The sequence below is a fragment of the Paracoccus sp. PARArs4 genome (assembly GCF_947311865.1).
Taxonomy (GTDB): Bacteria; Pseudomonadota; Alphaproteobacteria; order Rhodobacterales; family Rhodobacteraceae; genus Paracoccus; species Paracoccus zeaxanthinifaciens.
On record NZ_CAMZMW010000010.1, the window covers coordinates 119,734 to 142,806 of the forward strand.

Here is a 23,073-nt window from a genome sequence, read left to right on the forward strand (position 1 = left end):
GACAGCCGAAATACCCAGAAGGAGGAAACCTTGCCCCTGAGCATGAACCGCGAGGTCTTCATCACCTGTGCCGTCACCGGATCCGGCGGCACGCAGGACCGCAGCCTCCATGTGCCGCGTTCGCCCCGCCAGATCGCCGAAAGCGCGATCGAGGCCGCGAAGGCGGGTGCCGCGGTGGTCCACTGTCACGTCCGCGACCCCGAAACCGGCGCGCCTTCGCGCGACCTTGCGCTCTATCGCGAGGTGACCGACCGCATCCGCGAGGCCGATACCGATGTCGTGCTGAACCTGACGGCGGGCATGGGCGGCGACATCGTCTTCGGCTCGTCCGAGGCCCCCTTCCCCGTCAACGCGGACGCCACCGACATGATCGGCGCGACCGAGCGGATGGCCCATATCGCCGAATGCCTGCCCGAGATCTGCACGCTGGATTGCGGGACCATGAATTTCGCCGAGGCCGATTACGTCATGACCAACACGCCCGGCATGCTGCGGGCCATGGGGTCCATGATGACCGAACTGGGCGTCAAGCCCGAGATCGAGGCCTTCGACACCGGCCATCTGTGGTTCGCCAAGGAGCTTGTCCGCGAGGGGACGCTTGCATCGCCCGCGCTGGTGCAATTGTGCATGGGCGTTCCCTGGGGTGCGCCGAACGACCTGAACACCTTCATGGCGATGGTGAACAATGTGCCTTCCGACTGGACGTGGTCGGCCTTCAGCCTGGGGCGCGACCAGATGCCCTATGCCGCGCAGTCTGTTCTGGCGGGCGGGAACGTGCGCGTCGGCCTCGAGGACAACCTGTTCCTGGAGAAGGGCGTGCTTGCGACCAACGCGCAGCTGGTCGAACGCGCCGCATCGGTGATCACCTGCATGGGTGCCAGGATCATCGGCCCCGAGGATGTCCGCCGCAAGCTGGGCCTTCGCAAGCAGGCCCCCGCCGCAAAGGTGCTCGCATGACCGAAGCGAACAGGAAGGCCGCCATCATCGGCGGCGGCGTCATCGGTGGCGGTTGGGCCGCACGGTTCCTGCTGAACGGCTGGGATGTCGCGATCTTCGACCCCGACCCGCAAGCCGAACGCAAGATAGGCGAGGTGCTGGCAAATGCCCGTCGCGCGCTGCCCGCGCTCTATGATCGGGCATTGCCGCCCGAAGGACGCCTCAGCTGGCACGACGACATGGCCGAGGCCGTGGCCGACGCGGACTGGGTGCAGGAAAGCGTGCCGGAAACCCTGGCGCTGAAGCACAAGGTGCTGGGCCAGCTGAGCGCGATGGCGCCCGCCCATGCCGTCATCGGGTCCTCGACCTCGGGGTTCAAGCCGTCCGAGCTGAACGCCGACGGCGCCCGCGCCATCGTCGCGCATCCCTTCAACCCTGTCTATCTGCTGCCGCTGATCGAACTCGTGGGCGATCCTGAAACCTGCGCCCGCGCATCGGGGCTGCTGCGCGATGTGGGCTGCCATCCGCTGACACTCCGCAAGGAGATCGACGCCCATATTGCCGATCGCCTGCTGGAGGCGGTCTGGCGCGAGAGCCTCTGGCTGGTCAAGGACGGCATCGCCACGACCGAGGAGATCGACGAGGCCATCCGCATGGGCTTCGGCATCCGTTGGGCGCAGATGGGCCTGTTCGAGACCTATCGCATCGCGGGCGGCGAAGCTGGGATGAAGCATTTCATGTCCCAGTTCGGCCCCGCCCTGTCCTGGCCCTGGACCAAGCTGATGGACGTCCCCGAGTTCAACGACGAGCTGGTGGACCTCATCGCGTCGCAATCCGACGCGCAGTCCGGGCACATGTCGATCCGCGAACTGGAACGCCTCCGCGACGACAACATCGTGGGCATGCTGCGCGCCCTGCGTCGCACGAACACCGGCGCCGGCGGCGTGATCGCGGCGCACGAGGCCGCCCTGCCCGCCCCGGTGGCAACCGACATGCCGGTCACGGGCGACAGGCAGGTGCCGACCAGCTGGACCGACTACAACGGCCACATGAACGATGCCGAGTACATGCGCGCCGCATCCGATGCCACCGACCGCTTCATGGAGATGATCGGCGCGGATGCGGATTACATCGCCTCGGGCCGTAGTTACTTCACGGTCGAGACGCATGTCCGCTACCTGGCCGAGGTCCATGCGGGCGACCGTCTGCGCACGACCACGCAGGTGCTGGACGGCGCGGGCAAGCGCCTGCACCTGTTCCATCGCCTGTCGCGCGGCAACGGTACGCTGGCCGCCACGGTCGAGGTGATGCTGCTGCATATGGACCTTGCGACCCGCGCGACCTGCAATCCAGAAGGCATCGTGGCCGAGCAGCTGTCCCGGATGGCTGCGGCGCATGCGGACCTGCCTGCCGAAGGCAGCGGGCGCCATGTGGGTCAGCGCAACAAGCCCGCGGTGGAACCCGCGTGACAATCCTGCGTCGCTGCACCATCCGTGGCGGCGCATCCCATCACGTCATCCTAAACGGCCACGCAGCATGATTGCCATCGAACAGTTCGAACGCGAATTCCAATCCGGTCTGGACGCGATGGCGGGTCTTTCCATGCAGGATGCGCGCTGCGCCTACGATCTGCTCTGTGCCCGCTTCGCGCCCGAGATCCCGCGCGGCATGACCATTCGCGACGGCGCGGTCGGCGACGTGCCGCTGCGCCATCACCGACTGTCATTATGTAAGCTGGGGACGGTTGTCTTCCTGCATGGCGGGGGCTTCACGATCGGATCACTCGACAGCCATCAGGGTGTCGCTGCGGGGCTTGCAGAGGCACTGAACCGCGAGGTGGTGGCCGTCGGCTATCGCCTGATGCCCGAGGCAAGCTATGCCGATGCGCTGCACGATTGCCGCGAGGCGATCCGCGCGTTGAACCCGGTGGCAATCGTCGGCGACAGCGCCGGGGGACGGCTGGTCATCGACATCGCGCAGGACATGGCCGAGGCGCCCCCACTGGGGCTGATCTATCCGGTCGTCGGACGGCCTAGGGCGGAAACGCTCGGGCCCGATGCGCCGCTTCTGTCGCGCGCGGATGTCCTGTCGGCCTGGGACGCCATCGCGCCCCACGCCCCGGTCAGTGCGCCCTGCCCGTCTGCGCGGATCGAGGTCCTGGCCGTCTCGCGCGATCCGCTGACCCTGCCCCTTGAAAGCGCGGTCGCTGAATGGCGCGCGCACGGGGCCCGCGTCGGCTATCGCTGCGCGACCGACATGCTGCATGGCTGCCTGCACGCCCGCGAGGCCCTGCCCGCGATGAAGGTCGCATGGGACGAATTCTGCGCCTCGCTGAAGGCGGCAATCGAAGGATGACAAGAAGGGCCCGGCATCCGCACGGGCCACACATCAACATAGGAGAGTGATTTGAAGCATAATCTCGGCATCAGCATAGCGACGGTGCTGACGGTCGCGGCCCTTCTCGGGGCGGCCGCCATCGCACCCCAGACCTTCCAGTCCATGCTCGAGACGATCAAGGTATCGGTCATCGGCAACATGGGCTTCATCTTCACCTGGCCCGCATTCCTCGCATCGGTCGTCTTCGTCGTGGCGATGTTCACGCCGATCGGCAAGCTGCGCTTCGGCGAGGGTCCGCCCGAATTCTCGACCCTCAGCTGGATCGGGATGCTGTTCGCGACCGGGATGGGGATCGGCCTTCTGACCTGGGGCGTGCTCGAGCCGAACTATCACATCGATGCCGGGAACAGCCGCGATCAGGCGCTGCTCTATGCGTTCAACCACTGGGGACTGCTGGCCTGGTCCGGATACCTGGCCGTCGGCGTCATCTTCGCCCACGCGATGCACAACATGGGCATCGGCAAGCCGGCCGAGACGCTGCTGGGGGGTGGCGTGCTCAGCCGCATCAACCTGATCAGCCTTGTCGTCTCGACCGTGATCGGGCTGTCGCTGACCTTCTCCTATGCCGCCGACCCGCTGAAGCAGGCCGTCGCACGCTATACCGGCGTGGATCTGGATGCGGCGATCGTCATCCTGGTCCTGTCGGCCTTCGCCATCGCATCCAGCACGACGGGCATCAAGCGCGGGATCAAGTGGCTCAGCAACTACAACACCCTGCTGGCGCTGATCCTGATGGCGGGGGTCTTCGTGCTGTCGCAACCGCTGGAGATCCTTGGCACCTTCGCGCGCCTGGTCCCGGAATACATCGTGCAATACCCCGCGATGGCCACCGATATCGGCATGGGTGATCCCGAACGCAAGGCATGGCTGGCCGACTGGCTCTATGCCTTCGAGGCGGCCTGGTACGGCTGGTTCGTCTTTACCGGCGTCTTCATCGCCCGGATCTCGAAGGGGCGGACCCTGCGCGAGATGGTCGTTGGCGTCATGCTGATCCCCAGCCTGTTCTCGTGCCTGTGGTTCACGGTCATGGGCATCGCGGCCCTGACGACGGGATCCGAGGATGTCTTCGCCCTGATGTCCACGCTGGACGGCAGCGGGGTCCTGTCGGTGATCCTGACGCTGAACATCCTGCTGTTCTTCGTGACCAGCGCGGATTCCGCGGGCCTCGTCTGCGAGATGCTGACCGTGCGCCGTTCGCGCGCCTTCTGGATCCTGATGATGGCGGGGCTTGCGGTCGTGATCAACCGGATGGATGGCGACATCTTCAAGGTGATCCTGTCGCTGATCTCGGTCGCCGCAATCCCGGTGGCGTTCGGGGTCTTCGCCCTGACCGCGGGCTTCGTGGTGCTGGCCAGGCAGCGCAGAACGGGCCACCTGCGGACCACCTGACGAGGAACAAGACCAGAAGGCCCCCCGCACGGGGGCCTTCTGCCATAAGTTTCCAATTGTGCGTATAGCCTGCACACTTTTCTGGCCGCTTGTTCAGCGCCACTTTCGATGGCAGCGATGCCAAGGCACCGGTTCTGCATGAAAGCGTTCCAGAACAGTATCATGCTCCGGATACCTTGTTTCTTTTGAGCTGTTTGCATCACGGCTATGCCTTCGTCAGCCCCTACCGGCAGCGTTTCACAAAGCCGCACGATGGCTTCGGATCAATAGTTCCAGACAGTGCCATCCTCCAACCGCACGACGGGATGGCTTCCGGGCCTGTATTCATAGCGCGCGGCCTCGGCCTCGTCGAAATCGATGCCCAGACCCGGTGCGTCACTGACATGGAACATGCCGTTCTCCATGCGGTGATCCGAAGGGAACAGGGCGTCGCATTCTGGCGTGCCCAGGACCAGGTATTCCTGGATGCCGAAATTGGGTGCCCAGGCGTTCAGATGGGCATGGGCAGCCATGCAGATCGGCGAGTGGCTGGGCGCACCGTGAAATCCGGTGCGGACATTGTGCAGCCCTGCCAGATCCACGATCCGCTTCACATGGGTGATGCCCCCGGCATAGGTGACGGCGACGCGGATGAAGTCGATCAGTTCGTTCTCGATCAGGCGGTTGCAGTCCCAGATCGAATTGAAGACCTCGCCTATGGCCACGGGGACGGTGGAATGCTGGCGCAGCATCCGCAGGGCGTCCTGATCCTCGGTAGGGGTGGGGTCCTCCAGCCAGAACAGGCGGGCGGGCTCGACCTCCTTGGCGAATTGGGCGGCCTCTCGCGGTGTCAGGCGGTGATGGACATCGTGCAGGATCTTCAGCTCGGGGCCGAAACGATCGCGGATCCGCATCAGCGCGTCCGGCATGTAGCGCATGTAGCGGTCGGTGTCCCAGATCTCGACCTTGGGAACGATGCCGCTGTAATCGGTGATGTAATTGCGCTGATCGCCCTTCTTTTCGGGCACGGCATAGCCTGCCGTGGGCATGCCCGGAATGCCGCATTGCACGCGAACGGCCTTGTAGCCCTGTTCGACGTAATGGGCGATCGAGTCCATCAGATCCTCCAGGTCCGCGCCCGTCGCATGGGCATAGACCATCGCGCCCGTCCTGCTCTTGCCGCCGAAAAGCTGATAGAGGGGCATGCCCGCCAGCTTGCCCTTGATGTCCCACAGCGCCATGTCGATCGCGCCATAGGCGGCCATCGCGATGGGACCGCGCCGGAAATAGGCCCCGCGATAGAAGAGCTGCCAGATATCCTCGCTGTTGCGGGGGTCCATGCCGATCAGGTTCGGGATCAGGTAATCCTGCAGGTATTTCGCGGGCAGGGTCTCGCGGTTGTTCAGCGTCGCGTCGCCCAAACCGTAGACGCCGGCATCCGTCATGATCTTCAGCGTGACATAGTTCTTGGCGGGTCCGCCGACGAACAGCCTGGCCTCGGTGATCTTCATTGTGGTGCTCCTCCTCGTTCATGTGATGCGGCCGCCCGTTCCGAAACAGGGGGCGCGGGCCGGTCATTTGTCGATGACCGACCTTTTCCAGTCGCCGCGCAGCAGGCGGCGGTGGAAGGCGGGGAACTTCAGCACCTCCTCCCACAGTTGGATGGACAGGACCATGACGGCCCCGAAATCTAGCCACAGCACGGCCACCGCGGTCGCGGGCACGCGGAACAGCCATTGCGCGGTGATGAAAATATTCATGACATAGATGGTGTCGCCGCTGGCGCGCAGGGTGTTGCCGCAGATCGCGTTGGACCCCTTGGGAAAGGGCAGCAGCAGCAGGATCGGCAGGAAGCCCATGACGATCATCCGCGTCTCTGAACTAAGATCGGAATAGAGCGCGTTGGCCGAAAGGCAGACTCCCAGCAGCAGCACCGCCACCCCGGCGGATGCGATGAAGGCCGCGCGCCATGCGCTGGACAGGAAGCGGTCCAGCACGGCCTCGTCCCGGCCCTGCCCCAGAAGCTGCGCGACGATGATGCCGGTGGCGATGGCCCATTGCATGCCGACCGTTCCCGTCATGTGGATCCACGGCCCGATCAGGGTCATCGCGGCAAATTCGTTCAGGCTCAGCTTGGCATAGATCAGCGCGCAGACCTGGGTCGAGACCGCCGCGCTGAGGAAGGTCGCGGCGATGGGCATCGCAAAGCCCAGATGGCGCATCAGGGTTCGGCCGAAGCTCGCCTCTCTCCACCCGCTGACGGCGCGAAGATGGCCCGCCGCGCCGACCAGCCGCCAAAGCAGGAAGGCCACCTGGATCACCACCGCGACCACGCTGCCGATGGCGGCGCCGTTCACGCCCATCGCGGGCAGCCCCAGATATCCGTGAATCAGCACGATGCTGACCACCACGTTGGCGGGCACCGCAAGGCACAGGCTGTAGAGCGGCACGCGCGTCTCGCCGCAGCCGTTGAGATAGCTCGAGATGCACTGCCCGATCGCCTCGCCCAGGATCACCATCGAGAAGATCGCCAGATAGCCGCGCGCAAGCCCTGCGATCTGAACCGAAGGGGCCAGCGCGTCGATGACCGGTCCGCCGAAGGCCCAGATGGCCAGCAGTCCGATCAGGCCCACGGCCATGCTGATCGCCATGCCGGACGCCATCGAGGATTTCAGGAAGACCTGATCCGCCGTGCCATAGGCCTGCGCGGTGCGGATCTGCATCGCATTGGCAAAGGCCTGGATCGCGCCCAGCACGAAGCCGCTGATGGCCGCGGCAAGGCCGATCGCCGCCAGCGACGCCTCGCCCAGTGCGGCGACCAGATAGGCGTCGATCACGACGGTGCCGAACAGGAAGATCGCCTTGATCGTCATCGGCCATGCAAGATGGAAGACGTCACGGGCGGTCGGGCCTGCCGGATCGGCGGGCGGCTTGCTTGAATCGAAGGGCATCTATGTACAGTGCTCGAATGGCGCCCCCGGATGGGGACGCAACTTGCGCCCGGCCGCCCTTCGGGGCGGTCAGGCCTCGGGTGGTTCGAAATAATTCGCGTTGCTGGCCGTGATCCTCTCGATCGTCTCGTCCAGCCGGGACAGGTGGCGGCGGCCGGCAAGGATCGCACGGTCGGGGTCGTGGGCGATCACCGCATCCGCGATCTCGCGGTGGTCGGCGACCAGTTCGGGCATCCGGTCCTCTTTCGACAGCCCCAGCATGCAGAGGCGGTCGACCTTGGACTTTTCGGCCATGATGACGTCGAAGGCGAAATCGGCCTGTGCGATCTCGCACAGCAGGCGGTGGAAGTCGTAGTCCAGCTTGCCGAACCTGTCGAACTTGCGCCTTTCGACCGCGCCCTCCTGTTCGGCAAGGGCGTCGTCCAGCAGATCCGCGCCCTTGTCGTCGCAGTGAAGCGCGGCGCGGCGCAGGACCTCGGTTTCGACCGAGAGGCGCACGAAACGGGATTTCACCACCTCGCGCATGGAAAAGCGCTTCACCTCGGTCGCGCGCTGCGGGCGGATCAGCAGCAGGTCCAGGTTCGCAAGCCGGCTGAAGGCGTCCCGTACAGGCTGGCGCGAGACGCCGAAGCGCGCGGCGACATCGGCCTCGGATATCTTGTCGCCGGGCAGCAGGTTCAGCGCGTTGATCTCCTCGTAGAGGTAGTCGAAGATCTCGTCCACGCTGGTGCGCCGGTCACGTATCTGGTGCGGCTGCGTCATGCCATTCTCCTTGTTCACAACGATCCCGGCATCCTCATCGCGGCAAACCGGTCCGGGGCCAAGCCCCGTGACGGTTTCGCGATGCAATCGATTCGCCTGCATGACGAACAAAGCAGATTGATCGACATAAATCGATACTAGTATCCAAGTTAATTTACTAGTATCCCAGTTGCACATCATGCGCGAATCGTCCGGTTGTGGAGGCTGACGAGGGTTCGCGCATCGGGAGCATGTGTCGGCCCGAAACCCGGGCGGCGCGGACGATACAGGGGGAGCTATGGCTGGAGTTCAGCTTGCAGGCATCGTCAAGGCCTATGGGGCCGTTCAGGTGGTCCACGGGATCGACCTTCAGGTGCAGGAACAGGAATTCGTCGTTCTGGTGGGGCCTTCGGGCTGCGGGAAATCGACGACGCTGCGCATGATCGCGGGCCTCGAAGAGATCACCGACGGCGATCTGACCATCGACGGTCGCAACGTGAACCGCGTTGCCCCCAAGGATCGCGACGTGGCGATGGTGTTCCAGAACTATGCGCTCTATCCGCATCTGAACGTCGCCGACAACATCGCCTTCGGCCTGCGCATCCGCAAGGAAAGCAAGGACCATATCGCAGCCTCGGTCGAGGAGGTGGGCAAGATCCTCGGGCTGACGCAGTACATGGAACGTCGCCCCGCCGACCTGTCGGGCGGTCAGCGCCAGCGGGTCGCCATGGGCCGCGCCATCGTGCGCCGTCCCAAGGTCTTCCTGTTCGACGAACCGCTGTCGAACCTGGATGCCAAGCTGCGGACCCAGATGCGCGCCGAGATCAAGCGCCTGCACAAGCGACTTGGCGCGACCAGCATCTATGTCACCCACGACCAGGTCGAGGCGATGACCCTGGCCGACCGGATCGTCGTGATGCATGACGGCCGGATCGAGCAGGTCGGATCGCCGATGGAGCTGTTCCTGAACCCGGTCAACACCTTCGTCGCGGGCTTCCTGGGGTCGCCCCCGATGAACATGGTCAAGGCCCGCGTCGCGGCAGGACCCGACGGCCCGCGCGCCGAGTTCGACGGCCAGAGCATCGCGCTTGCCCCCCTGCCCGCCCTTCAGAATGCCGAAGGCCGAGAGATCACCATCGGCATCCGCCCGGAATTCGTGAAGGCCGCCACCAGCGACCAGCCCGACCGCGTCGATCTGCAGGCCGAGCTGATCGAGACGCTCGGCTCGGAGGCGCTGATCCACACCACGTTGGCAGGCCAGCCCTTCGTCGTCCGCACCGAGACCGTGGGCCAGATGCGCATCCTCAAGGACTTCTCGGGCTTCACCATCCAGCCGCACCTGATCCGCGTCTTCGACGCCCAGACCGGCGAGGCGTTCCCCGGACAGAGGTTGGAAGAATGAGCGTCGATCCCGAAGTCGGAGGTGCCCGCACCGAGGAACTGGTGATCGAGGCACGCGAGGCGCAACGCCGCCGTCGTCCCGGGCGCGTGCAGCGCATCGGCGACCATCTGAAGCGCGAGTGGCAGCTGTATCTTCTGCTGCTGCCGACCATCGTCTGGCTGATCGTGTTCCTGTACAAACCCATGTACGGGCTGCAGATCGCGTTCAAGGACTACAGCATCTTCCGCGGCATCGCGGGCAGCCCCTGGATCGGGCTGGAACATTTCCACACGCTGTTCGGCAACGACCAGTTCGTGCGGGCGCTGAAGAACACCATCATCATCAGCTTCTACAGCCTTCTGTTCGGCTTCCCGGTCCCGATCCTGCTGGCGCTGATGTTCAACGAGGTGTTGAACCAGACCTTCAAGAAGACCGCGCAAACCATTGTCTATCTTCCGCATTTCATCTCGTCGGTGATCATCGCGGGGATCGTGATCACGGCCTTCTCGCCCTCGGCGGGGATCGTGAACACGGTGATGGGCTGGTTCGGGGTGGACCCGGTCTACTTCCTGACCAAGCCAGAATGGTTCCGCCCGATCTTCGTGGGCACCGGCATCTGGCAGGAGGCGGGCTTCCAGTCGATCGTCTACCTGGCGGCCATCGCGGGCATCTCGCCCACGCTCTATGAAAGCGCGGTGGTGGACGGGGCGTCGCGCTGGCAGATGGTGTGGAAGATCACCCTGCCTTCGATCCTGCCCACGATCATCATCATGCTGATCATCCGCATCGGCAACATGCTGGAAGTCAGCTTCGAGATGATCATCCTGCTCTATCAGCCCGCCACCTACGAGACGGCGGACGTGGTGAACACCTTCATCTATCGCCAGGGCCTTCAGGGCGGTCAGTACGACCTTGCCGCCGCCGCGGGCCTGTTCAACGCGGTCGTGGCCTTCGTCCTGGTGATGACCGCGAACACCGTGTCCAAGCGCTACTCGCGCACCTCGCTGTGGTAAGGGGCTGAACCGATGGCAAACATGAACCTCTATTCCCGCGGCGACCGGCTGTTCGTGATCATGAACATGGTGCTGCTGGGCGTCTTCGCGCTGTCCACGCTGTATCCGTTCATCTACATGGCGTCGCTGTCCTTCAGCACCGGCTTCGAGGCGCGGGCGGGCAACGTGATCCTGACGCCGGTGGGCTTCACGCTGGAGGCATACAAGCGCGTCCTGTCGGAACCCCTGTTCTGGAGTTCCTACAAGAACACCTTCATCTACACGATCTTCGGCACGCTGATGAGCCTGGCGTTCATCATCCCCGGCGCCTACGCGCTGTCGCGCCCGCAACTGTACGGGCGGCGGTTCTGGAACCTGATGGTGGCCTTCACCATGTGGTTCAACGCGGGCCTGATCCCCTTCTTCCTGAACATGCGCGACCTTGGTCTGCTGGACAGCTATTTCGGGATCATCATCGGCTTCGCGGTCAACGGCTTCAACATCATCCTTATGCGCAACTTCTTCGAGGGCATCCCGCAGAGCTTCGAGGAAGCCGCGCGGATGGACGGCGCGAACGAGTTCCAGGTGCTGTGGAAGGTCTACATGCCGCTGTCCAAGCCCGCCATCGCGACGGTCGCGCTGTTCTGCATCGTGTCGCGCTGGAACGGCTTCTTCTGGGCGATGGTCCTGCTGCAGAGCGAGGACAAGATCCCGCTGCAGGTCTATCTGCGCCAGGTCATCGCGGAACTGTCGGATGACGAGGAATTTGCATCCACGCTGCTGACCTCGGCCTATTCCTTCGAGACGGTCAGCGCGGCGATCATCGTCTGCTCGATCATCCCGGTGCTGCTGATCTACCCGTTCATGCAGAAGTATTTCAACAAGGGCATCCTGCTGGGAGGCGTGAAGGAATGACCCGCGAATTCAAATGGGAGGAGACCATGAGAACATTGAAGCCCGCACTGGCCCTGCTTGCGACCACGGCCATGACCGCACCGGCCTTCGCCGACGATCACCTGCGCATCGTCGACGAGCCGCTGGAGCTGACCATCCACATGCACTGGCCCCGCGCGCAGGGCTATGGCGTCGGCGGCTCGCCAAGCGACATCTATCCGGTCGAGGAAGCCGCCCGCGAGATGACCGGCATCCATCTGACGGATGCCACCGCAGGCCGCAACACCACCGACGCCGCCGAGGCGATGAACCTGCTGATCGCCCAGGGCAACCTGCCCGACATCGTGGGCGGCAACCTGATCCAGCAGCCGGTGAACCAGTACGGTCCCGAAGGCGCCTTCGTGCCCCTGAACGAGCTGGTCGCCGAACATGCGCCCAACATCCAGAAGTTCTGGGACGACCACCCCGAGCTGCTGGAATCCATCACGGCCGCCGACGGGAACTACTACTACATCCCCTATCTGCCGGATGGTGAGTTCGGGCGCGCCTGGTACATCCGCCAGGACTGGCTGGACAAGCTGGGCCTTGAACAGCCGCAGAACGTGGACGAGCTGCACGCCGTCCTGACCGCCTTCCGCAACGACGACCCCAACGGCAACGGCCGCAAGGACGAGATCCCCTTCTTCGCCCGCCAGTGGGAAGAGATCGGTCGCCTGCTGACGCTGTGGGACGGGCGTTCGTCGGGGTCGGACACCTATCACGACTTCTTCGTGAACGACGAAGGCCAAGTCGTGCATCCCTATGCCCAGGAAGAATACCGCACGGGCATCAAGAACATCGCCCAGTGGTATTCCGAAGGGCTCATCGACCCCGAGATCTTCACCCGCGGCTCGTCCTCGCGCGATTACCTGCTGTCCGAGGATCTGGGCGGGATGACGCATGACTGGTTCGCCTCGACCTCGGGCTACAACATTCCGCTGCGCGAGAAGATCGAGGGCTTCAACTTCGCCCCGTTCCTGCCGCCCGCCTCCGTGTCGGGCAAGCGGATCGAGGAGCACCGCCGCATCCCCGTCAAGCCCGATGGCTGGGCGATCAGCTACATGAACGAACACCCGGTCGAGACGGTGAAGTATTTCGACTTCTGGTTCACCGAAGAAGGCCGCAACCTCTCGAACTTCGGGGTCGAGGGCAAGACCTGGAACATGGTCGACGGCGAGCCCGTCTTCACGGACGCGGTGCTGAACAGCGACACCCCCGTCAACAGCCAGATGTATCTGGAAGGCGCGCAGATCTATCGCGGCTACTGGATGGATTACCGCTACGAATGGCAGTGGACCTCGGAGGATGCCCGCCAGGGGATCAAGCTCTACGAGGAGAACGACCTGCTGATCGACCAGTTCCTGGGCGTGTCCTTCAACCCCGAGGAACAGGCCGTCTACGACAAGTACTGGCCTTCGATCCGCACCTACATGCTGGAACGCCAGCAGGCATGGATCCTGGGGTCGGGCGATGTCGAGGCCGAATGGGACAGCTATGTCGGCACCCTGGACAAGATGGGCTACCAGGACGTGATCGAGGTCATGAACTCGGCCTATCAGCGCCAGTACGACTGATCCGAGATGCCTGTCCGCGCGACCCGTCCGGGGTCGCGCGGACCCCCGAACCGATCAAGAAGAAAGATACCCGATGTCCGGCAAGTCACTTCCCCTGCTCGATGAACCCAAGGCGGGGCGCCTGACCATCCAATACGCGCCCGACGGCGCCAGCGATGTCACCGAGAACCCGCCGCGCTTCACCTGGCTGCCGGTGATCGAGGACGAGGCGCAGTACGTCCTGCGCATCTCGGGCAGCGCCGATTTCCCCGCGGGCGACACGATCACCGACAAGGGCATCCCGGTGAACTTCTTCACCCCCGACAGCACGCTGGCGCCGGGACGTTACCACTGGTCCTATGCGGTCTGCGATCCCGCCACCGGCGCGCCCGTCACCGGCTGGAGCCGTACCCGCAGCTTCGAGATCACCGCCGATCTGCCGCAGACCCCGCTGGCCGGTCGCAAGGCCCGTTTCGCGGATGCCGGAACGGCCCATCCCCGTCTGTGGCTGAACCCCGAGAGGCTGGCGCAGTTCAAGAAGGACGTGGCCGCCGACCGGCAGCATTGCACCTGGTCGAACTTCTACGAGAAATCCGTCCTTCCCTGGATGGACCGCCCCGTCATGTCCGAGCCTGCGGGCTATCCCGACCACAAGCGGACCGCGCCCGTCTGGCGCCAGACCTATATCGAGCTGCAGGAGGCGATCTATGCCGTCCGCCACTTGGCGATCGGCGGCAAGGTCACGGACGATGCGCAGATGCTGGCGCGCGCCAAGGAATGGCTGCTGGAGATCGCCAGCTGGGATCCGATGGGCGTGACCTCTCGCGCCTATACCGACGAATGGGCCTATCGCGTCACCAACGCGCTGGCATGGGGCTATGACTGGCTGCACGACCAGCTGGACGAGGATCAGCGCGCGACCGTGCGCGCGGCGCTGCTGGAACGCACCCGCGACATCGCCGATCACGCGATGGTCAATGCCAAGATCCACCTCTTCCCCTATGACAGCCACGCCGTCCGTTCGGTCTCGTTGACGCTAATCCCGGCCTGCATCGCGCTTCTGGGCGACGACGAGGCCGACGAGGCCCGCGACTGGCTGGATTACTGCGTCGAGTTCCTGTTCACCGTCTACAGCCCCTGGGGCGACAGCGACGGCGGATGGGCCGAGGGCACGAACTACTGGATGATGGGCATGGCCTATCTGATCGAGGCCGCCAACCGCCTGAAATCCTTTGCGGGGATCGATCTGTACGGTCGGCCCTTCTTCCAGAACACGGGCGATTTCCCGCTGTTCTGCAAGGCCCCGAACACCCGTCGCGCGACCTTCGGCGATGACAGCACCCAGGGCGATCTGCCCTGCATCAAGACCGGCCTGAACATGCGCCAGTTCGCGGGCGTCACCGGCAACGGCGCATACCAATGGTATTGCGACGAGAACCTGCGCCTCAATCCCGGCACCGAGGGGGCGTTCTACAACTGGGGCTGGTGGGACACGAATTTCGACGAACTGACCTTCCGCACCGACTTTCCCTTCGTCGAGCCGACCGCGCCCGAAGGCGGGATGCGCTGGTTCAAGGGCATCGGTTGGGTCGGCATCCAGCACGCGATGGACGATCCCGACAACCATATCCAGTTCGTGTTCAAGTCCAGCCGCTTCGGGTCCGTCAGCCACAGCCATGGCGATCAGAACGCCTTCTGCATGGCAGCCTATGGCGAGGATCTGGCGATCCAGTCGGGATACTATGTCGCCTTCAACTCGACCATGCACCGCAACTGGCGCCGCCAGACCCGGTCGAAGAACGCCATCCTGATCAACGGCAAGGGCCAATACGCCGAAAAGGACAAGACCCGCGCCATGGCCGCGACCGGTCGGATCGTCACGGCCGAGGATCGCGGCGACCACGTCTATATCAGGGGCGACGCGACCGAGGCCTATCGTTCGCTGTCCCCCGAGGTGACGCTGGCCGAGCGCGAGGTCTATTTCGTGCAGAACAGCTATTTCGTGATCGTGGACAGCGTGGATGCCGAAACGCCGGTTTCGGTCGACTGGCTGCTGCATGCGAACGGGGAATACGATCTGGGGGCCAGTTCGTTCCGCTATACCGGCGAACGCGCGGGCTTCTACGGCCAGGTGATCTGGTCCGAGGCCGGCAAGCCCGTCCTGAGCCAGGAAACCGGTTTCCCCGATGTCGATCCGGCCGAGATCGAGGGCCTGCCCGTCAGCACCTGCCTGCACGCGCAATACCCCGCGTCCACGCGCCACCGGATCGCGACCCTGCTGGTGCCCTACAGCCTGAACGATCCCAAGCGGATTTTCCATTTCCTGGACGATCAGGGCTATGACGCGGACCTCTATTTCACCGATTCCGACGAGAACACCTTCCGCGTGGTGATGAAGAAGCTGGCCCGCACTTGAGGGCCGGCACCCGAGAACCGGCACCGCAATATTCGGAGACGCAAGATGACCAAGAACTATTTTCCCGCCAGCGAGAACAAGCTGTTCGACGCCGGGGGCGGGCTGACCCGCAAGGTCGCCGCCCACGACAAGAACGTGATGTGCGTCGAGGTGCATTTCGAGACCGGCACCGTCGCGGCTCTGCACCATCACCCGCACGAGCAGATCACCTATGTGATCTCGGGCAAATTCGAGTTCACCGTCGGCGATAAGACCTATGTCGTGGGGCCGGGCGACTCGCTCTACAAGCAGCCCGACATCGTGCATGGCGCAACCTGCCTAGAGGCGGGAACCCTTCTGGATATCTTCACGCCGCATCGTGAAGACTTCCTCTGATCCACAAGAATGACAAGACAACCGGGAGATTTTGCAATGGCCAAACCCGTCATCGGCTTCATCGGCCTCGGCCTCATGGGCAGCAACATGGTCGAGAACCTTCAGAAGAAGGGCTTCGAACTGGTCGTCATGGACCTGAACCAAGACGCGGTCGACGCGGTCCTTGCGCGCGGCAACGCCACCCAGGCATCCTGCCCGCGCGACCTGGCTGCGGCATCCGACATCGTGATGCTGTGCCTGACCACCTCGGAAGTGGTCGAGAAGATCGTCTATGCCGAGGACGGCATCCTGTCCGGCATCCGCGAGGGTGCCGTGCTGATCGATTTCGGCACCTCGATTCCAGAATCCACCCGCAAGATCGGCGCAGATCTGGCGGCCAAGGGCGCGGGCATGATCGACGCCCCCCTCGGGCGGACGCCCGCCCATGCCAAGGACGGTCTTCTGAACATCATGGCGGCGGGCGACGAGGCCACCTTTCAGAAGGTGCGCCCGGTCCTCGAGGAGCAGGGCGAGAACGTCTATTATCTCGGGGCGCTCGGGGCGGGTCACACGACGAAACTGATCAACAATTTCATGGGCATGACGACCGTCTGCGCCATGAGCCAGGCCTTCGCCGTGGCCGAACGTGCGGGCGTCGATCGCGCGCAGCTGTATCAGATCATGTCCACCGGCCCCTCCAATTCGCCCTTCATGGGCTTCTGCAAGAACTATGCGGTGGATGGCGTCAGCGATCTGGGCTTCTCGATCAACAACGCGAACAAGGACTTGGGCTATTTCCTGAAGATGGTCGAGGACTTGGGCACCCGCGCACCGATCGCCGAGGGCACGTCGGGGAACCTGCAGGCCGCGGTCGATGCGGGAATGGGCAACGGCAACGTCCCCGAGATCTTCGATCTGTATCTGAAGCTGAGCCGCGCGACCGAAATGGCGTGACCCGCGACGATCATCCTGCGGCCATTCCAGGCGGCAGGATGATCCATCGGCAGCACATCGAACGGGCGCAAAGGAAGCCGAATGAAGGTACTCATCGCAGGAACGGGCTTTGCCGCAGAAGGCCATGCGCAGGCATTCCGCGCCGCCGGAGCAACCATCGCGGGCATCGTCGGGCGCACCCCGCATGTCGTCGCGGAGCTCGCGCAGAAGCTGGGCATCCCCCATGCCGGGATCGACTGGTCCGAGGCGCTGCGCATCTGCAACCCCGACATCGTGTCCATCGCGACGCCGGGCGGGGCGCATTACGGCCCGATCAAGCAAGCCATCGCGCATGGCGCGCATGTCTTCTGCGACAAGCCCATGACCGCGACGGCCGACACGGCGGCCGAACTGCACCGGCTGGCGGACCAGGCGGGCGTCAAGACCGCCTATGCCGCCAGCTTCCGCTATGCCCCCGGCGTCCTGCATGCGAAGCAGCTGGTGGCCCAGGGCGCCATCGGTGAGCCGACCGAGGTGGAGTGCATCTCTCACTTCAACCTAGAGCGCGGGATCCCCTTCGGCTGGTCGCACCGCCGCGAGGATGGCGGGGGGCGGCTGAACAACAACTTCACCCATACCCTGTCCATCGTGGCATCGGTCCTGGGCGACCGCATCCTGTCGGTCATGGGCGAGGTCCGCGACGATCTGGAACGCGCGCCCATCGTGCAGGGGGTCCACAACTTCGCCACCCGGCGCGACTTCATGCCCAAGGATCTGAACGATCCGACGCTGGAATGGGGCACAAGCAATGTCGAGTGGTCCTATACGGTCATGGCCCGGATCGAAAGCGCGCTGGCCTCGAAGCCCGTCTCGGTCCTGTTCAGACATGGCGGGCTGGTGCCGCGTTTCCACGAGGATCACATCGTCTTCTACGGGCGCGAGGGCGCGATCTATGTCGAGGGGCATTACGGCAGCGGTCAGCTGCATCTGTTCGACAAATCGGGCAAATGGCGTGCCATGCCGCTGCCGGACGACATCGCCGCCCGCATTCCCGACACCAAGGGCGAGACCGAGCAGTGCTGGCACTATCTGGCCCGCGAATTCACCCGCGACATCCGGGGCGAGCCGCACGAGGATTACCCCACCTTCCGCGAAGGGGCGCAGTATCAGCAGATCATCGAGCTGATCCGCACCGAGGGGAACTGGACCAGCCTTGACTGAGCGCGCGCCCGGCGGGCCGTGGGTCCGCCGGGCGTGTCGCCTATTCGCCCATCGCGCGTTCCTTGTGCCAGAAGATCAGCACGCGCTGCGCCCAGGCCGTTGCTGCGAACAGCGCCAGCCCGATGAAGCTGAGATAGAGGATCAGCGAAAAGACCCGCGGCGTGTTCAGCTGGGATGCCGCGACGCGGATCAGCTCGCCAAAGCCGTTGCCGCCGCCCAGGAACTCTCCGGTGATGGCGCCGGCCATGACGCCGACCGATCCGATCTTCAGGCCCGTGAAGATCTGCGGCAGGCCCGTCGGGATCTTCATCTTCACCAGCGTCTGCCACCGTGTGGCCCCCATCGTCTTGAACAGCATCCGCGCATTCGCATCGGGTGCATGCAGCCCCGCGGCGGTGCCCACCACGATCGGGAAGGTCGCGATGAAGGCCGCCAGCGCCACCTTGCTGTCGATGTCGAAGCCCAGCCAGGCCACGAACAGCGGCGCGAAGGCCACCTTGGGCATCGTGTCGATCGCCACCAGATAGGGCATGATCGCACGTTCGCCGAAAGACGTCTCGCCCACGATGATCCCAAGTGTCAGCCCGATGGTGATCGCCAGCGCATAGCCGTAGAGGACCGTCCGCACCGTGGTCCAGAGCGAGACCGCCATGTAATCCCCCGTCAGGATGTTGCGCCCCACGAAGATCATGTCGTGCAGGGTCTCCATCGGTGTCGGCAGGATGATCGGCGGCACGAGGTCCGACATGGTCAGCAGCTGCCAGAAGCCGATGAAGACCAACGCCACGAAGGCCAGTTGCACGGGACGCGGGATCTGGTCCAGCAGGCTGACCTTTTCGTGCCAGATGGTGTCGGCGGGTTGATGGACATGTGTCTCGGTCATCAGAAATCCCCCTGGTCAAGACGGGTGCGGATGCGTTCGACCAGCGCGCCGAAGCGCGGCGTGGTGATCATGTCCAGCGTGCGGGGCCGGGGCAGGTCGATCTCGATCACCTCGGCGATGCGGCCCGGGCGCGGTGCAAGGACATAGACGTGATCGGACAGGATCACGGCCTCGGCGATGGAATGGGTCACGAGAAACGCCGTCGCATTGGTTTCGGTACAGATCCGCTGCAGCTCCATGTTCATGAAATCGCGCGAGATTTCGTCCAGGGCCGAGAAAGGCTCGTCCAGCAGGATCATGTCGGGTTCGGTGACCAGCATCCGGCAGATCGCCGCGCGCTGCGCCATGCCGCCCGACAATTCGTTGGGATAGACGTTCTCGAACCCTTCGAGGCCGACCAGCTTCAGCAGGTCGGCGCCCCGGTCCCGCGCCTTGCGGGCCGCGGCCTTGCCGTCGCGGATCTCGATGGGCAGCAGCACGTTTTCCAGCGTGGTGCGCCATGGGAACAGGGTCGCGTGCTGGAACATCATCCCGATGTCGCGACGCGGACCCATCACGGGCTGGCCGTTGATCGTCACCCGCCCTGCCGATGGCGGGGTCAACCCCGCCATGATTTTCAGCAGCGTCGACTTCCCGCAGCCCGACGATCCGATCACCGACGAGAAGCTGCCCCGCTGCAGCGACAGCGATATCCCCTCCAGCGCGCGGACGCGGTTGCGGGCATAGGTCTTGCCGACGCCCGTCAGCTCGTAGACCGTCTCGGCATCGGCCGATCCGCGCAGGGGTTCCACCTTCCGTGCCAGCGCCGCCATCACTCGAACTCCGCGCTGATCTTGTCCACGAATTCGTTGGTGAAGGCGGCGTCCAGATCGTCCAGCGGCGCGGACAGGTCGCCATTGGCGATCAGGCTGTCCTGCCATTCCGACCAGACCTCGGGCGGGATGTAGCCCATGCTGGATGCCGGATCGATCGGCACCGATTTCGACCGGACGGCGGTGAACAGCGCCGAGGCGAAGTCGCGATCCTCGATTTCCTGCGGGAAACCGGCGGCGAAATGATCCAGGCTGGCCTCGCGGTTGGCCTCGCCCATGGCGAAGATCATGCCGCGATGGACACCGCGCAGGAACTTCTCGACCAGCTCGGGATCGGACTGGATCGTCTCGTTCATGGTGACGATGCCGTTGCCGAAGAAGCGGGCGAACTCGTCGGGGGTCACGTCGCGCAGGGCCACGCCGCGCTGGACCAGCACGGCGGCATCCGCGACCGATGCCGAATAGGCCGAGATCTCGTTGCGCAGGAAGGCCGCAGTCGCGGGACCGCCGTCGCCCACGGTCATCAGCGTGTAATCCTCGCCCGCCTCGAGGCCCGACCCGCTCATGACGTTGCGGGCAAAGCCCACTTCGGCACCATCGGCGGTCCCGGTTCCGATCACCTTGCCAGACAGATCCTCGGGCGTCTGGAAGGCGCTGTCCTCCTGCACCATCAGGCCGAAATTCGCGCGGGCGGCGGTGTTGTAGATGAAGACCGCATGGACCCCGCGCGACCGCGCAGTCAGCAGCGGACCCGGACCGGGGCGACCGAAATCGGCCTGGCCCGCCGCCAGCGCCTGAAGCACCGCGCCCGATCCGTTCACCGTCTCGACCTGGACCTCCAGGCCCTCATCCTCGAAATAACCCTCGCCGATGGCGATGAACACGGGAAACGAGTTGATCGCCGACGCGCTTGGTTGCGCAAAGGTGATCTGTTGCAGGTCCTGGGCCATCGCGACCGCAGCCGAGGCCGCGATCATCCCGATGGCGGCGGCGGTGCCGAGCATCTTTCTGGCAAACATGTTCTTCCTCCCATTCGTTGATGATGACCGCCCCTCCGCGCCTCCTCCGCGCGTCGGGGCGGTGCCTGTCAGGCGACGTTGAGCCTTGCGCGGCCCTCGTCGCGCATGGTGTTGTCAAGACGTCCGATGCCCTCGATCTCGCAGGTGACGCTGTCGCCGTCGCGCAGATATTGCGGCGGCTCCATCGCATAGCCGACCCCCGAGGGCGTGCCCGTGGCGATGATGTCGCCCGGTTCCAGCGTCATCCCCGCCGAGAGCGAGGCGATGAGCGTGGGGATGTCGAAGACCATGTCGCGGGTGTTCCCGTCCTGCCGGACCTCTCCGTTCACCAGGCAGCGGACCCGCAGGGCATGGGGGTCGGGGATCTGGTCGGCGGTGACGATCCAGGGGCCCATCGGGGCCGAGCCGTCCAGCCCCTTGCCCTTGAAGTACTGCCCGCCATGCTTGCGCTGGACGTCGCGCGCGCTGATGTCGTTCAGGATCGTGTATCCGAAGACATGCTCCATCGCGCGTTCGGCAGGGATGTCGCGCCCGGTCTTGCCGATGATCACCGCCAGCTCGACCTCGTAGTCGATATTGGTCGAGACATGCGGAAAGATCGGGATCGCCCCGTCCGGCGCGGTGATCGCGGTCGGGGGCTTGGTGAAGAAGACCGGCACCTCGGTCACGCCGACATCGCGCTTCTGGGCACGGTCGCCTTCGGCGATATGTTCCATGTAGTTGCGCCCGACGCAGAAGATGTTCTTCGGCGGGGCCGGGATCGGTGCCTCGAGGCCATAGCTGCCTTCGGGCACCATCCGCAGGGTCGCGATGTCGCCGATCCGTTCCAGCCCGCCCGCGATCGCCTCGATGACCGACATGCCGATCAGATGGGCGTTGCCATCCGCGTCGATCAAGGCCCCTTCGGTCTTCGGCCCGATCCTGAGTGTCGCCAATCGCATTCCGTCCTCCCAGACAATGTGTTGCTGAGGGACAGCCTAGCCACGCCCGCGGCATCCGTGGTGAAACCAATTATTGCTTTGGTTGAAAGCGAATGGCTAGATGATGCATGGGCGCGCATCTTGACGCGAAATCAAGGGTATGACCAATGCAGCGATTGGACGAGACGCAGGACCGCACCGCCAGCCTGGTCCGCAAGCTGCGCGAGTTCTTGGCCGAAGCGGAACTTTCCCACAGCGACCGCCTGCCGCCCGAGCGCGCATTGGTCACGAAATTAGGGGTCAGCCGGGCGGAACTGCGCAAGGCGCTGGATGTCCTCGAGGAAGACGGGCTGATCTGGCGGCATGTCGGTCGGGGCACTTTCCTGGGGGCTCGCCCGGTCCACAATCTTGGCGATCTGGCCTATCTGCGCGATCTTGCGCGACCGGTGCAGTTGCTGGAAGCGCGCATGGCCATCGAGCCCGCGATCGCAAGGCTGGCGGCCCTGCATTCCACCACGCAGGATCATGAACGGCTGCGTCACTGGGCCGAGCGCGCCCGGCAGGCCGACGACTGGCGCATGTACGAGGCCGCCGACACGAACCTGCACAACGCCATCGCGCAGGCGGCCCACAACAAGTTGCTGATGCATCTGTTCAACGAGATCAACACCGTCAAACGCGCGGTCCTCTGGAATGTCGAGCGCCGGTCGCCCCGCCCTCCGGAAGACCATTTCGCCTTTGCGCAACACGATTCGATCATCGATGCGATCGCGGGCCGCCAACCGGATGTGGCGGACGACGCCATGCGCAATCACCTCGTTTCGGTCACAGCCAATCTTCCACCCTCGGCTGCACGGTGATGTGGACCCGTCCAGTTTTATCCCCGTTGGGACAGAAACTACGCAAGGTGGGCCCAACCACCCCCCCCCCCCCCCACTGCAAGCGTTGCGTGGGTGGGTTATCTTCGGTCGGATGAACTTCCCTTCTGAACCCACGGGATAAGAAGGTGCTGCGGTTTGCAGCACGACCTCGGCGCCCGATGGGTGAGGCTATCTGGCGGACGGGTTTGTCTGATTTCCCAAGGCTTGTTCCGCAGGCAGCACAAGCTGTAGCCGTTCATGGGTGGCAGCGGTACCGTCGCCGGGCGAGCGACGAAAACGCTGCGACAATCCGGGCTTCGTATATCTAGGCTCCAGACTCGTTAATTTTCAAAGCCAGAAGATGACAGTTGCGGCGAGAGCGACGGCGGACAGAAAGACCCTC

At 64.4% G+C, this 23,073-nt stretch carries 20 protein-coding genes; 13 read left to right on the forward strand and 7 right to left on the reverse strand.

Annotated elements, in window-relative coordinates; all coding sequences use genetic code 11:
- Positions 1–30 precede the first annotated feature (30 nt).
- The 4 genes from QMZ16_RS10325 (at position 31) to QMZ16_RS10340 (ending at position 4,722) form a co-directional block, all read left to right on the forward strand.
- Entirely contained in the window at positions 31–957 is a 927-nt protein-coding gene (locus QMZ16_RS10325) for a 3-keto-5-aminohexanoate cleavage protein (protein WP_282603182.1), read from the forward strand.
- Positions 954–2,405, forward strand: coding sequence for a carnitine 3-dehydrogenase (locus QMZ16_RS10330; RefSeq protein ID WP_282603183.1), 1,452 nt, complete (start codon positions 954–956; stop codon positions 2,403–2,405). Before QMZ16_RS10325 ends, QMZ16_RS10330 begins: the two co-directional genes overlap by 4 nt.
- Positions 2,406–2,472: 67 nt before the next feature.
- Positions 2,473–3,291, forward strand: coding sequence for an alpha/beta hydrolase fold domain-containing protein (locus QMZ16_RS10335; protein WP_282603184.1), 819 nt, complete (start codon positions 2,473–2,475; stop codon positions 3,289–3,291).
- Positions 3,292–3,342: 51 nt separating this feature from the next.
- Positions 3,343–4,722 carry a BCCT family transporter gene (locus tag QMZ16_RS10340; protein WP_282603185.1) on the forward strand — a complete coding sequence of 460 codons (1,380 nt, stop codon included), beginning with the start codon at positions 3,343–3,345 and terminating at the stop codon, positions 4,720–4,722.
- A gap of 263 nt (positions 4,723–4,985) precedes the next feature.
- Here the strand turns inward: QMZ16_RS10340 and manD are convergent, their stop codons facing one another.
- From manD to QMZ16_RS10355, 3 genes are all read right to left on the reverse strand, one after another.
- Positions 4,986–6,212: a D-mannonate dehydratase ManD gene (gene manD, locus QMZ16_RS10345; RefSeq protein ID WP_282603186.1), complete on the reverse strand. Its 1,227-nt coding sequence runs from the start codon at positions 6,210–6,212 to the stop codon at positions 4,986–4,988.
- Positions 6,213–6,275: 63 nt separating this feature from the next.
- Positions 6,276–7,652 carry an MATE family efflux transporter gene (locus QMZ16_RS10350; protein ID WP_282603187.1) on the reverse strand — a complete coding sequence of 459 codons (1,377 nt, stop codon included), beginning with the start codon at positions 7,650–7,652 and terminating at the stop codon, positions 6,276–6,278.
- A 69-nt stretch (positions 7,653–7,721) separates the two neighbouring features.
- Positions 7,722–8,414, reverse strand: a complete 693-nt coding sequence (locus QMZ16_RS10355) for a GntR family transcriptional regulator (RefSeq protein WP_282603188.1) — start codon at positions 8,412–8,414, stop codon at positions 7,722–7,724.
- 277 nt (positions 8,415–8,691) lie between these two features.
- On the opposite strand from QMZ16_RS10355, the gene ugpC reads away from it, so the two are divergent.
- The 8 genes from ugpC to QMZ16_RS10395 all read left to right on the forward strand — a co-directional run bounded on the left by ugpC (position 8,692) and on the right by QMZ16_RS10395 (position 18,176).
- Positions 8,692–9,795 (forward strand): sn-glycerol-3-phosphate ABC transporter ATP-binding protein UgpC, encoded by a 1,104-nt coding sequence (gene ugpC, locus QMZ16_RS10360; protein ID WP_282603189.1) that lies wholly within the window; start codon positions 8,692–8,694, stop codon positions 9,793–9,795.
- Positions 9,792–10,787, forward strand: a complete 996-nt coding sequence (locus QMZ16_RS10365) for an ABC transporter permease subunit (RefSeq protein ID WP_282603190.1) — start codon at positions 9,792–9,794, stop codon at positions 10,785–10,787. Before ugpC ends, QMZ16_RS10365 begins: the two co-directional genes overlap by 4 nt.
- A gap of 12 nt (positions 10,788–10,799) precedes the next feature.
- Complete coding sequence (locus tag QMZ16_RS10370) at positions 10,800–11,681, forward strand: carbohydrate ABC transporter permease (RefSeq protein ID WP_282603191.1); 882 nt, start codon at positions 10,800–10,802, stop codon at positions 11,679–11,681.
- Positions 11,682–11,707: 26 nt separating this feature from the next.
- Positions 11,708–13,273, forward strand: a complete 1,566-nt coding sequence (locus QMZ16_RS10375) for an extracellular solute-binding protein (protein ID WP_282603192.1) — start codon at positions 11,708–11,710, stop codon at positions 13,271–13,273.
- 73 nt (positions 13,274–13,346) lie between these two features.
- The gene (locus QMZ16_RS10380; RefSeq protein WP_282603193.1) at positions 13,347–15,668 is read left to right on the forward strand and encodes a DUF4962 domain-containing protein; all 2,322 of its coding nucleotides are present in this window, start codon (positions 13,347–13,349) and stop codon (positions 15,666–15,668) included.
- 45 nt (positions 15,669–15,713) lie between these two features.
- Positions 15,714–16,043 carry a cupin domain-containing protein gene (locus QMZ16_RS10385; protein ID WP_282603194.1) on the forward strand — a complete coding sequence of 110 codons (330 nt, stop codon included), beginning with the start codon at positions 15,714–15,716 and terminating at the stop codon, positions 16,041–16,043.
- Positions 16,044–16,079: 36 nt separating this feature from the next.
- Positions 16,080–16,976: an NAD(P)-dependent oxidoreductase gene (locus QMZ16_RS10390; protein WP_282603195.1), complete on the forward strand. Its 897-nt coding sequence runs from the start codon at positions 16,080–16,082 to the stop codon at positions 16,974–16,976.
- An 81-nt stretch (positions 16,977–17,057) separates the two neighbouring features.
- A complete protein-coding gene (locus QMZ16_RS10395) occupies positions 17,058–18,176 on the forward strand; it encodes a Gfo/Idh/MocA family oxidoreductase (protein WP_282603196.1) in 1,119 nt (372 codons plus the stop codon).
- Between the two features lie 40 nt (positions 18,177–18,216).
- On the opposite strand, the gene QMZ16_RS10400 is transcribed toward QMZ16_RS10395, so the two are convergent.
- The 4 genes from QMZ16_RS10400 to QMZ16_RS10415 form a co-directional block, all read right to left on the reverse strand.
- Complete coding sequence (locus QMZ16_RS10400) at positions 18,217–19,059, reverse strand: ABC transporter permease (RefSeq protein WP_282603197.1); 843 nt, start codon at positions 19,057–19,059, stop codon at positions 18,217–18,219.
- A complete protein-coding gene (locus QMZ16_RS10405; protein ID WP_282603198.1) occupies positions 19,059–19,871 on the reverse strand; it encodes an ABC transporter ATP-binding protein in 813 nt (270 codons plus the stop codon). Before QMZ16_RS10405 ends, QMZ16_RS10400 begins: the two co-directional genes overlap by 1 nt.
- The gene (locus tag QMZ16_RS10410) at positions 19,871–20,890 is read right to left on the reverse strand and encodes an ABC transporter substrate-binding protein (RefSeq protein WP_282603199.1); all 1,020 of its coding nucleotides are present in this window, start codon (positions 20,888–20,890) and stop codon (positions 19,871–19,873) included. Before QMZ16_RS10410 ends, QMZ16_RS10405 begins: the two co-directional genes overlap by 1 nt.
- A gap of 68 nt (positions 20,891–20,958) precedes the next feature.
- Entirely contained in the window at positions 20,959–21,831 is an 873-nt protein-coding gene (locus QMZ16_RS10415) for a fumarylacetoacetate hydrolase family protein (RefSeq protein WP_282603200.1), read from the reverse strand.
- Positions 21,832–21,977: 146 nt separating this feature from the next.
- Here QMZ16_RS10415 and QMZ16_RS10420 point away from each other — a divergent pair, with 146 nt between their 5' ends.
- Positions 21,978–22,670 (forward strand): FCD domain-containing protein, encoded by a 693-nt coding sequence (locus tag QMZ16_RS10420; RefSeq protein ID WP_282603201.1) that lies wholly within the window; start codon positions 21,978–21,980, stop codon positions 22,668–22,670.
- Positions 22,671–23,073: the final 403 nt, after the last annotated feature.

What these genes read in the sequence shown, in the direction of transcription:
- QMZ16_RS10330 (WP_282603183.1), top strand. Translation starts at nt 954, where the DNA reads ATGACCGAAGCGAACAGGAAGGCCGCCATCATCGGCGGCGGCGTCATC.
- QMZ16_RS10335 (WP_282603184.1), top strand. Translation starts at nt 2,473, where the DNA reads ATGATTGCCATCGAACAGTTCGAACGCGAATTCCAATCCGGTCTGGAC.
- QMZ16_RS10420 (WP_282603201.1), top strand. Translation starts at nt 21,978, where the DNA reads ATGCAGCGATTGGACGAGACGCAGGACCGCACCGCCAGCCTGGTCCGC.
- QMZ16_RS10400 (WP_282603197.1), bottom strand. Translation starts at nt 19,059, where the DNA reads ATGACCGAGACACATGTCCATCAACCCGCCGACACCATCTGGCACGAA.
- QMZ16_RS10405 (WP_282603198.1), bottom strand. Translation starts at nt 19,871, where the DNA reads ATGGCGGCGCTGGCACGGAAGGTGGAACCCCTGCGCGGATCGGCCGAT.
- QMZ16_RS10365 (WP_282603190.1), top strand. Translation starts at nt 9,792, where the DNA reads ATGAGCGTCGATCCCGAAGTCGGAGGTGCCCGCACCGAGGAACTGGTG.
- ugpC (WP_282603189.1), top strand. Translation starts at nt 8,692, where the DNA reads ATGGCTGGAGTTCAGCTTGCAGGCATCGTCAAGGCCTATGGGGCCGTT.
- QMZ16_RS10380 (WP_282603193.1), top strand. Translation starts at nt 13,347, where the DNA reads ATGTCCGGCAAGTCACTTCCCCTGCTCGATGAACCCAAGGCGGGGCGC.
- QMZ16_RS10385 (WP_282603194.1), top strand. Translation starts at nt 15,714, where the DNA reads ATGACCAAGAACTATTTTCCCGCCAGCGAGAACAAGCTGTTCGACGCC.
- QMZ16_RS10370 (WP_282603191.1), top strand. Translation starts at nt 10,800, where the DNA reads ATGGCAAACATGAACCTCTATTCCCGCGGCGACCGGCTGTTCGTGATC.
- manD (WP_282603186.1), bottom strand. Translation starts at nt 6,212, where the DNA reads ATGAAGATCACCGAGGCCAGGCTGTTCGTCGGCGGACCCGCCAAGAAC.
- QMZ16_RS10415 (WP_282603200.1), bottom strand. Translation starts at nt 21,831, where the DNA reads ATGCGATTGGCGACACTCAGGATCGGGCCGAAGACCGAAGGGGCCTTG.
- QMZ16_RS10355 (WP_282603188.1), bottom strand. Translation starts at nt 8,414, where the DNA reads ATGACGCAGCCGCACCAGATACGTGACCGGCGCACCAGCGTGGACGAG.
- QMZ16_RS10410 (WP_282603199.1), bottom strand. Translation starts at nt 20,890, where the DNA reads ATGTTTGCCAGAAAGATGCTCGGCACCGCCGCCGCCATCGGGATGATC.
- QMZ16_RS10395 (WP_282603196.1), top strand. Translation starts at nt 17,058, where the DNA reads ATGAAGGTACTCATCGCAGGAACGGGCTTTGCCGCAGAAGGCCATGCG.
- QMZ16_RS10375 (WP_282603192.1), top strand. Translation starts at nt 11,708, where the DNA reads ATGAGAACATTGAAGCCCGCACTGGCCCTGCTTGCGACCACGGCCATG.
- QMZ16_RS10350 (WP_282603187.1), bottom strand. Translation starts at nt 7,652, where the DNA reads ATGCCCTTCGATTCAAGCAAGCCGCCCGCCGATCCGGCAGGCCCGACC.
- QMZ16_RS10390 (WP_282603195.1), top strand. Translation starts at nt 16,080, where the DNA reads ATGGCCAAACCCGTCATCGGCTTCATCGGCCTCGGCCTCATGGGCAGC.